16 protein-coding genes are annotated in these 12,558 nt (G+C 30.7%); all 16 read left to right on the plus strand.

Translation table 11 applies throughout. The annotated features are described in order from the left end of the window. Positions 1 to 18 precede the first annotated feature (18 nt). The 16 genes from bsdE14_RS07960 (at position 19) to bsdE14_RS08035 (ending at position 12,545) form a co-directional block, all read left to right on the plus strand. Positions 19 to 633, plus strand: coding sequence for an HAD family hydrolase (locus bsdE14_RS07960; protein WP_264849398.1), 615 nt, complete (start codon positions 19 to 21; stop codon positions 631 to 633). Between the two features lie 21 nt (positions 634 to 654). Then, on the plus strand, positions 655 to 1,167 hold the full coding sequence (locus bsdE14_RS07965) for a kinase (RefSeq protein ID WP_264849399.1): 513 nt from the start codon (positions 655 to 657) through the stop codon (positions 1,165 to 1,167). A 69-nt stretch (positions 1,168 to 1,236) separates the two neighbouring features. Beyond that, complete coding sequence (locus bsdE14_RS07970; protein WP_264849400.1) at positions 1,237 to 1,989, plus strand: GNAT family N-acetyltransferase; 753 nt, start codon at positions 1,237 to 1,239, stop codon at positions 1,987 to 1,989. 409 nt (positions 1,990 to 2,398) lie between these two features. After that, positions 2,399 to 3,181 carry a class I SAM-dependent methyltransferase gene (locus tag bsdE14_RS07975; RefSeq protein ID WP_264849401.1) on the plus strand — a complete coding sequence of 261 codons (783 nt, stop codon included), beginning with the start codon at positions 2,399 to 2,401 and terminating at the stop codon, positions 3,179 to 3,181. A 997-nt stretch (positions 3,182 to 4,178) separates the two neighbouring features. Continuing rightward, positions 4,179 to 4,817 (plus strand): lactate utilization protein, encoded by a 639-nt coding sequence (locus bsdE14_RS07980; protein ID WP_264849402.1) that lies wholly within the window; start codon positions 4,179 to 4,181, stop codon positions 4,815 to 4,817. A gap of 34 nt (positions 4,818 to 4,851) precedes the next feature. Next, positions 4,852 to 6,057 (plus strand): MFS transporter, encoded by a 1,206-nt coding sequence (locus bsdE14_RS07985; protein WP_264849403.1) that lies wholly within the window; start codon positions 4,852 to 4,854, stop codon positions 6,055 to 6,057. Between the two features lie 182 nt (positions 6,058 to 6,239). Beyond that, on the plus strand, positions 6,240 to 7,121 hold the full coding sequence (locus bsdE14_RS07990) for a LysR family transcriptional regulator (RefSeq protein ID WP_264849404.1): 882 nt from the start codon (positions 6,240 to 6,242) through the stop codon (positions 7,119 to 7,121). 303 nt (positions 7,122 to 7,424) lie between these two features. Next, positions 7,425 to 7,892, plus strand: a complete 468-nt coding sequence (locus bsdE14_RS07995; RefSeq protein ID WP_264849405.1) for a GNAT family N-acetyltransferase — start codon at positions 7,425 to 7,427, stop codon at positions 7,890 to 7,892. 56 nt (positions 7,893 to 7,948) lie between these two features. Then, positions 7,949 to 8,713, plus strand: a complete 765-nt coding sequence (locus tag bsdE14_RS08000) for a class I SAM-dependent methyltransferase (RefSeq protein WP_264849406.1) — start codon at positions 7,949 to 7,951, stop codon at positions 8,711 to 8,713. Further along, positions 8,698 to 9,267 (plus strand): dihydrofolate reductase family protein, encoded by a 570-nt coding sequence (locus bsdE14_RS08005; protein ID WP_264849407.1) that lies wholly within the window; start codon positions 8,698 to 8,700, stop codon positions 9,265 to 9,267. The genes bsdE14_RS08000 and bsdE14_RS08005 overlap by 16 nt, the downstream gene beginning before the upstream one ends. Before the next feature lie 53 nt (positions 9,268 to 9,320). Then, the gene (locus bsdE14_RS08010) at positions 9,321 to 9,812 is read left to right on the plus strand and encodes a GNAT family N-acetyltransferase (RefSeq protein WP_264849408.1); all 492 of its coding nucleotides are present in this window, start codon (positions 9,321 to 9,323) and stop codon (positions 9,810 to 9,812) included. Between the two features lie 59 nt (positions 9,813 to 9,871). Beyond that, the gene (locus bsdE14_RS08015) at positions 9,872 to 10,390 is read left to right on the plus strand and encodes a non-canonical purine NTP pyrophosphatase (RefSeq protein ID WP_264852243.1); all 519 of its coding nucleotides are present in this window, start codon (positions 9,872 to 9,874) and stop codon (positions 10,388 to 10,390) included. After that, entirely contained in the window at positions 10,362 to 10,916 is a 555-nt protein-coding gene (locus bsdE14_RS08020; protein ID WP_264849409.1) for a GNAT family N-acetyltransferase, read from the plus strand. Before bsdE14_RS08015 ends, bsdE14_RS08020 begins: the two co-directional genes overlap by 29 nt. Before the next feature lie 35 nt (positions 10,917 to 10,951). Further along, positions 10,952 to 11,389, plus strand: coding sequence for a VOC family protein (locus bsdE14_RS08025; RefSeq protein WP_264849410.1), 438 nt, complete (start codon positions 10,952 to 10,954; stop codon positions 11,387 to 11,389). 46 nt (positions 11,390 to 11,435) lie between these two features. Then, a complete protein-coding gene (locus tag bsdE14_RS08030; protein WP_264849411.1) occupies positions 11,436 to 11,960 on the plus strand; it encodes a GNAT family N-acetyltransferase in 525 nt (174 codons plus the stop codon). Positions 11,961 to 12,053: 93 nt separating this feature from the next. Further along, entirely contained in the window at positions 12,054 to 12,545 is a 492-nt protein-coding gene (locus bsdE14_RS08035) for an NUDIX hydrolase (RefSeq protein ID WP_264849412.1), read from the plus strand. Positions 12,546 to 12,558 lie beyond the last annotated feature (13 nt).

Consider the following 12,558-nt stretch of genomic DNA (forward strand, 5'->3'; position numbering starts at 1 on the left):
AATGGGAAGTGAAATAATATGATTAAGGCAATACTATTTGATTTCGACGGTGTACTAACTACTGATGCAACTGGTTCACAGTCAATATGTAATTACATTTGCAAGAAAATTGGATTAGACATGGAACTATTTAAAAAAGAGTATTACAAATATAATGATAACCTTTTATACGGAAAAATTAATCACGAAAACATTTGGGAGAAATTATGTAAGGACCTTAATACCAAAATTGATATAAATATATTATATGAATCCTTTATAAATACTCCTATAGATAGCCAAATGATACAACTTGTAAACAAACTGAAACATCAAAATTATAAAATTGGTATGGTTACTGACAACAAAAAAGACCGTATAGATGAGATTGTCAAATACTATGACTTAAATAAAACATTTGATTCAATCACTGTTTCGGCAGAGGTTGGTTCTGGAAAAGACAGCAGCGAAATTTTTGTACAAGCTATACAGCATTTGAAGGTAAATGCTGATGAATGTGTTTTCATTGATAATCAAGAAAAGAACCTTATTATTCCTAAAAGCATGGGAATGAATGTTATTTACTTTGACCATAAAGAAAGAAATTATGACCAACTTATTCAAGGATTCAAATTCTTATCAATAATTTTGTAAACTTGGAAGGATATATAACAGATGGATAAAGTAACAAAGTTAATAATACTTAGAGGTAATTCAGGAAGTGGTAAAACCACAACTGGCAAAGCATTACAAAAGAAATTTGGTCACGGTACAATGCTAATTTCACAAGATGTAGTTAGGAGAGAAATGCTATATGTGAATGATGGGCCTAATACCGAGGCTAGTCAATTACTAAATGAACTTGTACTATACGGGAAAAAGCATTGCAGTATTATAATTTTAGAAGGCATTTTAAATTCAAAGTGGTATAAAAAACTATTCAAAAATTTACTTCATGAATTTAACAATGAAATTTATGCATATTACTTTGACATACCTTTTGAAGAAACCTTGAATCGTCATAAACAAAAGCCTAATGCTCATGAATTTGGAGAAAAAGAAATGAAAAGCTGGTGGAATGAAAAAGATCTATTAGGCATCATTCCTGAGGTATACCTACATAAAGAGCTAAGTTTAGATGAAATAGTGGATATGATTTATCAGAATGTTATAAATAGTAATTTGTAGAACAGATTAAATTAATTTAGTGAGGATATATTGTTTGAATAAATGCTAGGAATACAAGGGGGAGAATTTATGTTTACTAAAAATGAGATATTAAATATTGCCAAGAAACAACTATCTTTAGATTTTAGCTGTGAGATTGAAGATTTAGAAAAAGTTGAAAATACTGTGGTTGAGAAACAACATAAAATAGGAAGAAGAATCTACGCTAATGATGGTTGTTCACTTAAGATTCTTTGCTTCGGAAGAAGAGCTGTAGTTTCTACTACACCAGAAATTATGCCTTGGTTTCAAAAAAAATTAAATGATTATGATACTAACTGGTTATTTCTATTTCCTGTACTTAGAAATATAGACAAAATGCTTAATGATTTTGGACATGAGGTAGCTGATATTCATCATTTTTATTTACCATTAGCACCTTTAGAAGAGGTAGCGCCTATCACAGATATTAGATGGTATGAAAAGGATGATATTATCCAATTTAAAAATGATGATAGATTTGATGAAGCTTTTGCTTTTGATGATAATTATCCAGATGTTTTAGCTATTGCTGCTTTAGATGGATATGAGATTATTGGTATGGCTGGGGCAAGCTGTGATTGCGAAGATATGTGGCAGATTGGTATTAATGTTATGGAAGGATACCGTGGAAAAGGGATAGCCACAAATTTAGTTTCTTTATTAAAGAATGAAATTATGAAGAGAGGAAAAATTCCATTTTATAGTACCATTGAATCTAACATATATTCTCAAGGTGTTGCTATTAAATCAGGATTTATACCAGTTTGGGCAGAGTTATACTCTAGAGAAAAAACACTTTGATATCTTACCATTGTTGATGCAGTTACCTTATACTATAATTCTCTGTTTAATTATAGGTCTTGCAACCAAAAACACTAAGTCAAAAGACTCAATTATAAATTAAACTAAAGGATAAAAAATAATTTATTATTTGGGTAAGAACTAATAGGTAAAAAGTAAGAGTTTATAAAAAAGTTCAGCAAGGCTGAATTTTAACCACAACTATTACTTCTTAGCTCTTACCTCTTACTTATCTACAAATTCCAATTTGAAGAAATGAGATAACATTATTTTAGTTTCAGTTATGTCACATCTTTCTTATAAAATGTAGCACTAGCAAGTTAATGCGATGGTCTATATAAGAATATAAGCAAACTCAATTAATAGTAATTTATCGAGGATATTATTTATACTTTGGGAGGGTTTAAAAATGTCAATAATTAAAGGTCTAGAAACCACATTTAACTCTATTTACACTAAATATGACAGGTGGCGTCCTACTTATGTTAAAGAACTATATGATGATATTTTTGATGTAAAAGCAATAAATCCATCAAGCGATGTACTTGAGGTTGGAATAGGAACTGGACAAGCAACATTGCCAATACTTGAAACAGGTTGTAGTTTAACTGCAATTGAATTAGGTGACAAGCTAGCAGACTTTTCAAGGTACAAATTTAAAAATTATGAGAAATTTAATGTTAAGAATATGGCATTTCAAGATTTTCAGTGTCCTCCTGATTCATTTGATCTCATTTTTTCAGCATCAGCCTTTCACTGGATTCCCGAAGATATAGGGTATACCAAAGTATTTGATATGCTAAAAAGCGGTGGTGTTTTTGCACGATTTGCTAATCATCCATATAAAGACAAAGAACGCAATAACATAAATATCGCATTTGAAAATATATATGCAAAGTATATGCCTGGTTCATTAGTTGGAGATGAATATAGTGAGGAAAATGCCAAAATTAGAGCAAACATAGCTTACAAATATGGATTTGTGGATATAAGCTACAAGCTTTATCATAGAACGAGATCCTTTACAGCCGATGAATATACATTATTATTAGGTACCTATTCAGATCATATTGCTATTGAGGAAACCACAAGAATAAAATTTTTTGATGAAATAAGAGAAGCCATCAATGATAACGGCGGCATTATTACTTTATACGATACAATCGATTTACAACTTGCAAGAAAACCATAGCTTCCTGCTATAAGTTTAATATGCAGCTGCTAAATTCCAATTTATTATCGAGATTAGCATAATCTTTACTTCACAATTTTCTTATATTGTAACTTAACAACAATTGTTAAATAGTCTGTATTCATAATGAGTACAGGCTTTTTTATTGATAATTAATTACCATAAGTTGTATAATTAACATATTAAAGTAATACGGACTTGTAAAAAATAGTGAACTATAGATGTTTTTTAAGATAGATGGGATATATTTCATATGTTAGATGATTCTTTTCCATTAGAGGTATTAGAAATGTTGATAACCATATTTTAAATCTTAAAAAATGGTTGGATATAAACCCAATATTTTAAGTTGCAATAGAATTGAGCATAATTTAATTTGTAACTTTCTTTTAAAACGACATATGAACGAAGCAAAACAATTCAATAAATAGTAATTTAGGGAGGAGGATTTCAAATGAACATTGCTCTTTGGATTGCAATAGGTGCCGCTATTTTAGGTGCTATTGTTACTATTAGTATTAGTAACAATAATAGAAAGGATAAAAACAATAAGAGATAAATTCCAATTTATTATTGAGATTAGCATATTCTTTACTACACAATTTTCTTATAGAAATTAATATTAATACAACTTTGTAATATATTGTTTAACAACTAAAAAAGGCATTCTTGCCTTTTTATTTTTATGCTATAAAAAATACTGACTATATAATTAAAAAGTTGTAAGCCCACATTTTGCTTGAGGTACCCCATTAATGAATAAACTAGTTTTACACTGAAGGAAAATGTTATGTTACCAAATTACGCATCAATCAATTTTTTCGAATGATGTAATCAAAACTATCAATTTTACTAATGCCATCCCCCATGATATCATGAATATGCAAAGGAGAGCAATTAATTATATAAAGATTAAAAATATCTATATTATTGTTAAAATCACTTGGAGTACATGACAATAAGTTAATAAAAATGCATATAATCGGGAGGAATAATAATGGAAAATAAAAAATGGCATGATAAAGTAATGGGAGAACTGGTTGTGGAGTCTCTAAAAGAAAATTTCTTTGATGCAATTTATTTTGAAACTTCAGTGGAGGCAGCTTCATATATTATGGATTACATCAAAGAAGGAGATAAAATCGGTTTTGGCGGTTCAGAAACAATTTCTGAAATGGGAATTGAAAAAAAGGCATTAGATAAAAAGGCAATTGTCCTAAATCACAATAATCCTGCACTTTCCAAAGAAGAAAAACTAGCTATAAGAAGGCAGCAGCTTACTTGTGATTTGTTCCTTTGTAGTAGCAATGCAATAACATTGGGTGGGGAATTGGTAAACATTGATTGTGTTGGTAATCGGGTTAGCGCAATGACCTTTGGTCCTCAAAAGGTTATAGTAGCTGTTGGAGTAAATAAAATATGCCGTGACATTGAAGATGCATTTAATAGAAATGAAACTACGGCTGCACCATTAAACATAAAAAAATTAAATTGGGATAATCCTTGTGTTAAAACTGGAGTTTGCATGGATTGCCATAATAGTTCTAGGGGGTGCAGGGTTTATTCTGTCATAAAACGAAAGCCACTGCAAAGCAATATAACCGTATTAGTTATTGGAGAAAACCTAGGGTATTAATACTCCATAGCTTATAATGATCGAGGAGATACAAATGTTTAATTTTATAAAACTTTACAAAGGACTACCAAAGAACGTATATATATTATTTTGGATTCAATTAATAAATAGACTTGGTGATTTTGTTGTCCCATTTTTAGCAATGTTTCTAATTAATAAATTACAATTCAATTCAAAAACAGCTAGCATACTGGTAACTTGCATAGTTCTACTGCAGATTCCAGGTTCTATGCTGGGAGGTATTATCTCTGATTATTGGAGTCGAAAGAGCACATATATTTTATCTCAAACATTATCGGGGTTATGTATATTATCATGTGTCGTAATAAGTAACAAAATATGGATCGTTATTTTGCTTTTCCTATCGGCTTTCTTTAGCGCCTCTGTTAAACCAACAGTAAATACAATGTTATATGACTTTTTACCTCCAAATAAAAGAAAAACTGGACAATCCCTTTTGTATTTAGGGGTGAATTTAGGTGTATCCATTGGAACACTTTTAGCTGGGTTTATGTTTAATCATTATTTGAAATTGTTTTTTATTTGCGATGCTGCTACTTCTTTTGTTGCAGTGGGTCTAGTGGTATTTAATATAAAAGATGAAGGAGAAAGAAATTTAAAAGTTAACACCCAAAATAAGCCAGGCTTTATACATGAGTTAAAAACAAACTATAGAATCACATTCTTTCTATTTTTATATTTAATGTATAGTTTTATCTACGCACAAAATAGTTTTTCATTACCACTTATGCTAAATAGCTTATTCGATGGTAAAGGTCCCGTATTTTTCGGTTACTTGATGAGTATTAATGCAATTACAGTTGTTTCACTAACAGCCTTAATAACCTATTTAATGAGAAAAAAATCCTCTCTTATTAATATAACTTTTGGAGGTGCTTTATATGCTATTGGTTTTGGAATGATAGGTATATCTAAGTATTTTCCTCTTTTCATATTGTCTACAATATTTTGGACTATTGGAGAAATACTAAATTCTACAAACTTTGGAGTATATCTTGCAAACAATAGTAATGAAGAAATGAGAGGACGTTACTCCTCCCTAATGTTCATTTGTTACTCACTAGGAAGAGCTATTGGCATACTTTCCATGGGGGGATATATAAATAAATTTGGTATAACTGCAGTTTGGCCTTTTATAATGCTAATCGCTTGTTGCATAAGTTTAACGATGTTCTTATTTCATATTAGTTCTAAAAAAAGTAACAGCTTAAATTTTTAATCATTCCATTGTACAATTGTTTCAATAAAATTAGTGAAAATCTAATAAAATCCATGACCTTATAAATGTTCTTATGATCATGGATTTTTTTCTAAGGCTATGTTATTATGAGCATATTAATTAGTTTAGTGAATAGTTTGTACAATTATAATCAATAATTTCGATAACAAAGGGTGAAAAATATGGATATGAAACAATTAGTAACCTTTACAACTGTTGCAAGATTGAATAGTTTTACTCAAGCAGCAAATTTACTAGGATATGTACAGTCAGCCATTACTTCTCAAATTCAGTTACTAGAAAAAGAATTAGGTATTCAATTATTTGAGAGAATTGGCAAAAAAATATCCTTAACCTCTGAAGGAAGAGAATTTCTTTTATATGCCAAACAATTGCTCAATCTCTGGGAAAATGCTAAAGGCATTGCCTCTGATTCAGATATTATCAAAGGAACACTTTCTATTGGCGTGGTTGAATCTATTTGCGGATTCAAACTTCCTAAAATCCTAAAAGAATACAATGAACTTTATCCAGAGGTTGAAATTGTTCTAAAAACCGGTAATTCACGGGAACTACAATCATTATTGCGGGATAACCAAATTGATGTAGCAATATTACTGGATTCGGCAATATCTCATTCTGAATTTGTTATAAAATCCAGTCAAGAAGAACCAGTATCGTTATTAGTTGCTCCTAACCACCCTTTACTACTGAAGGACAGTGTTTGTTCCGAGGATTTGTCTAAGCATCCACTGGTACTTACCAGACAAGGATGCTTCTTCAGAAATATTTTCGAAAAAATTTTATCAGATACTAATGTTGCATCTAAAATAACCTTAGAAACTAGCAATATTCAAACAATTAAACAGCTTACTATTTTAGGTTTTGGCATAACACTACTTCCACGGTTTACTGTTCTTAATGAATTGGATAGCAAGCAGTTAATAGAACTTAATTGGAATGGACCAGCTTTTGATATTATGACACAAGTTATTTGCCATAAGGACAAATGGATTTCTCCATCATTAAAATCCTTCATAACGTTAATACAAGAGAGGACTTAGTGCTGCCGGTTTAAGCTATTAAACTACAGCTTTGAAGTATCAGTTTAAGAAAAGTATAATTGAATTTTAAATGCATATAGATAGTTGAGATTATTATTAAGAGATAGCATTTAACCATATAAACAATAGTTAAGTAGTCTGTATTCATAATGAGTACAGGCTTTTTTATTGATAGTTAATTACCATAAGTTGTATAATTGATATATTAAAGTAATACGGACTTGTAAATTAAGTCGAACCACAGATTATTTATATTAGGTAAGCAATCGGGAGGATTAATACATGAGTATTAAATTTAAAAAAGTGAGCGACTTCAATAGGGGAATACTATTTCAATTGTTAACAGATGCGTATTCATTTGATTGCAAATTTGAACAACGTTGTAGTTCTGATTGGAAAGCTTGTGACAACTTTTTCTTTGACAATTTACAGATAGCAGATAAATGTGGGTTTATAACAACATTAAACAACGAAGCTATCGGATTTGTTTTATGGGATCCGAGAAATATGCCTGAATATGCGGAAATTGGACACAATTGCATTGCCTCAAAACACAAAGGTAATGGTTATGCTAAAATACAGCTTCAAGAAGCTGTCAATAGAATTATTCAAAATGATGTGAGAAAAATAATAGTAACCACAAATGATGGACTAATTCCTGCTCAACGAATGTATGAGAGTGTTGGATTTAAGATATATCAAAGAAGGAAAAATGAAAGTATCTCAGATTTTGCTGGCGAATACATCGATTATGCATATTTTTTATCGTAAGCCTATTCTTTTAAAATGTCACATTAGTAAGGCAATGCTATGTTTTAGGAGGGAATATGGATCTTAACTTAAAAAACTATTATGATAACATTAGTAAACCTTGGGGAAAATTATTTTACCATTGCGTATGGAATCAACTTGGTTATTTAGAAGATAAGTTAATTCTAGACTTTGGAAGCGGCTTTGGTGTAACTGCAAATTATCTGGCCAAATATAACAATGTGGTAGCAGTAGAGCCAAATGAAGAAATGATAATGAATAGGTATAATGATAATGAGTATATACAAATTAATGGTAGTTTTGAATGGTTGATTCATGAGCCTGACAATAAATATGATTGCATAATCTGCCATAATGTAATTGAGTATATGGACAATCGATCTGAATTACTACAAGAATTTGGCAGGATACTTAAGCCAAATGGATTTGTTTCAATTGTAAAACATAATAGAATGGGTAAAATAATGCAGAAAGCAGTTTTCGAATATAATATTGAAGAAACAGAGGCACTACTTAAAAATAGAGATATTAACTCTCAGAACTTTGGTGTTATAAAAGAGTATGACAATAAAATGCTTGAAGAATACTCCAAAGGTAAACTGATAATTGACAGATGTTATGGCATTCGAACTTTTTATGGTTTACAAAACAATAGTGTCAAATCAGACCCTAAATGGATGGAAAACATGCTAAAACTTGAACTTGAAGTATCAGAAAATCAGCCTTTAAGAGAAATAGCCTTTTTTCATCACATTATTATGAGAAATAGTCAATGTTACGAGAATAATACGAAGGAGGAAGAGTTATGCCAAATAACGTGAAAAAGAGAAAAATAATTTTAGATTTAGCAATTACTTTAGATGGCTTTATTGAAGGGAAAAATGGAGAAGTTGATTGGTGCATTATGGACCCTGATATGGGGTTCACTAATTTCTTGAATGAAATTGACACTATTTTATATGGTAGAAAAAGTTACGATTTATGGGGACAATATATTCCCCAAGATGAAGCTTCTGATAATGAAAAAGAAATTTGGAATTTGGTACATAGTAAAGAGAAATATGTGTTTTCACGAACACAAATAGCTGCTAATAATAATGCAATTTTTATAAATGAAAATATTCTTGATGAAGTAAATAAATTAAAGAATAAACCTGGTAAAGACATTTGGCTATATGGAGGAGCAAGTCTCATTACAACTTTTATAAATTTAGGGCTTGTTGATGAATTTAGATTATCTATTCACCCAGTTATTTTGGGAGAAGGAAAACCATTGTTTATTGATATAAAACAGAGAATGAATTTAAAAATGGTTAATACCAGAACCTTCTCTTCTGGCGTTGTACAACTAATCTATCATTGGAATGGTAATTAATTTTTAACTAGTTAAACTTCAGATAATATATATTATTCAGGGGGTAATGCAGTATGATAGATAACTTTAAAGTATTAAAGGGAGAAGTTGAAGCTGCAATCAATATAATGAAAGAAGTAACAAAATGGGGGCGTTCAGTTGGGTTAAATGTTTGGAAGGACGAGCACCTTACAAGAGAAAAGTTATTGGTTGGTATTAATGAGGATAACTTCTATATAGGACAGGTTTCAAATGATAATGCTTGCTGTATGATATTGCAATGGAATGATACTTTGTTTTGGCCCAAAGCAAAAGATAACGAAGCAGGATATATACATAAGTTATGTGTCAGAAGAAAATATTCAGGCTTAGGATTATCACGAAAAATGGTTGAGTTTGCTATAGAAGAATGTAAAAAAAGAAACATTAAATATTTAAGATTAGATACAGGGTTAAATAAGAAGAAGTTATGTAATTTATATGAAAGTTTAGGTTTTGAATTGGTTGGAAAAATTAAATTGGATGACAGAGGACAATTTGCCCTATTTGAGATGAAAATACGGTAGTATGAAAAGACAAATTAAAGATATTTCTGAGTACTTTAACAAACAAAAAATTAATTGGTATAGCCACTAAAAACCTAGGGAAATTCAAATCTTTCTGTGAGCTATTAAATGAATTAGATTTAGAAGTTGTGTTTTTAAATGAATTGAAAACAGCAGAAGAAAGCGATTCGGCAAAAGAAAACGCGATTCAAAAGGCTATTGTCGCTAGCAGCCAAGTTAATATTCCAGTTTTATCTACAGATGAAAGTATGTCTCTCTCCTTTTTAAAAGATGAGGAACAACCAAAAGCCAGAATCAAAAGAATTGTAAATGATAATCCGACGGATGAGGAAATGATAGAATATTACCTCAAGATACTCGAAAAACTAGAGAATAAAACAGGATTTGGGATTATTGAAACATATAGTGTGATTGCTTATAAAAGCGAGGTATGCGATATACTATACGAAAAGGACAAGTGTTTTTTCAAATATCCTGGTTCAAAAATTTTAATAATAGGAAGGCCCCTCGCATCATTAATTTATTATAAAGTCATAGGAGAAGTACATTATGAGAGAATTTTTTTTAACTACAGATAGATTGGGATTTTCAGTATGGAACGAAAATGACACCTTTGATGCTTTAGAACTTTGGGGTAATCCAGAAGTAACAAAATTTATCGTTGCAGATGGTAAAATGTTAGAAGAACAAGTGCATCAAAGACTTAAAAATGAAATTGAAACTTACAATAATGCTAAGATTCAATATTGGCCAATATATTTAATAGAGACCCATGAGAATATAGGGTGCTGTGGCCTGCGCCCATATGACTCCAAAAAGAATATTCTTGAAATGGGAATACATTTAAAAGATAAGTATTGGGGAAAAGGATTTGCACAAGAAGCCTGCTTAGCTGTGATAGACTACGCTTTTAATACACTTCAGGTTGATGCACTCTTTTCTGGACATAATCCTAAAAACACAGCTTCTGCTAGGTTGCTTAAAAAGCTTGGATTTACATACACTCACGATGAATTTTACCCACCAACAGGATTATATCATCCTTCATATTTAATGACAAAGCAAGACTACATGGATAAAAAGGCTGAAGTAAATGAAATTTAAGAATAAAATATACAAGCATTAAGGGGGGATATATAATGCAAAATAACAAAGTTAAACTAACTAATGCATGTCCAGTTTTCGTATCTAAAGATGTGAAAAAAACCGTAGCTTTCTATGTCGAAAAACTAGGCTTTAAGTTTGCAGCACATTATGATAAAATTGATAACTTTGCAACGGTCTACAGGGACTCTATAGAATTTGTAATTGTACAAGCAAAGTCTGGAGAAATTCAATCAAATACCGAGAGATATGGTGCAGGCTATGATGCTTATATTGATACGGATACAGTTGGTGGAGTTGATATAATTTACGAAGAGTTTGTTTCTAAAGCCGTTAAGGTAGTTTCAACACCACATAAAACAGATTACGGCAGCTATGAATTCGTTATTGAGGATATTGATGGAAGATTAATTGGTATAGGCCTTATTTACAGCAATGATACCTATTTCGAAAACTCAAACTATCTAGACTAATAAAACATTATAAAATTTACAACTTTAATAAATTAGGAGGAATAAAATGAACAGATTAAAATTGGTTTTACCAACGCCTGAATATAAAGATGAAGTCATGGATTATAAAAGAGAGTTCATTGAAAATGGGGATAGCATAGATGGTTCTGCAGGCCTGAAAAACGCTGATACCTTTGAAGAATGGTACAGTGCCTTGTGTGATAATTCAAAAGAAGAGACTGTAAGAGAAGGCTTAGTACCATCAACTACATATATGGCAATTTCTATTGAGAATGGCCGTTTAATTGGAATGATTGATATAAGACACAGATTAAATGATTTCCTATTAAACTATGGGGGCAATATCGGCTACAGCATTAGAAAATCAGAAAGACAAAAGGGTTATGCAACTGAAATGCTAGGATTAGCCTTAAAAGAATGTGAACGAATTAATATTAAAAGGGTTCTAATCACCTGCGACAAGGATAATATTGCTTCTGCCAAGACTATGGTTAATAACGGTGCTAAACTGGAAAATGAAATACCAGAAGGAAATAGAATTACACAAAGGTATTGGATAGAACTAGATTAAAAATGATAACTTGATATTTAACTGTATTTTCAAACAAACTGCATCATATCTCATATGAAGGAAATTTTAATAGGATTAATAGGGGGCTAAATAATGAAAAAAGAAGATTTATTATTAAAAACAAATAGCGGTTTATTTAGTTATAGAATTGCTGGAGTATTAATTCGAGACGGTAAAGTACTAATCCAGCGTGCTTTAGGTGATACTTCTTATTCCTTTCCAGGCGGACATGTCTCTTTTGGAGAAGTAAGTGAGGAATCTCTTATAAGAGAGTATAAAGAAGAAATGAGAGCTGATATTTCTATTGAAAGATTGCTTTGGGTACAAGAGAACTTTTGGAAATGGGGAAAAAGTGACTGTCATCAGTTATGTTTATATTATTTGATTAAACTGTGCGATGAAACTCAACTACCTTTAGAGGGTACTTTTACTTTTAAGCCTCAAATAGAAACCGAAAACTACACTTTAGAATTTTCATGGGTAGAGCTGTCAAAGATTAAAGATTTAAAATTCTATCCTGAATTTGCAAAAGAAAAGATATTAAACCTTTCTGATCATATTGAACATTTCATAGTAAGACAATAATTATATTTAGTAC

Origin of the sequence: Clostridium omnivorum (assembly GCF_026012015.1) — a bacterium.
GTDB classification, from domain to species: domain Bacteria; phylum Bacillota; class Clostridia; order Clostridiales; family Clostridiaceae; genus Clostridium_AX; species Clostridium_AX omnivorum.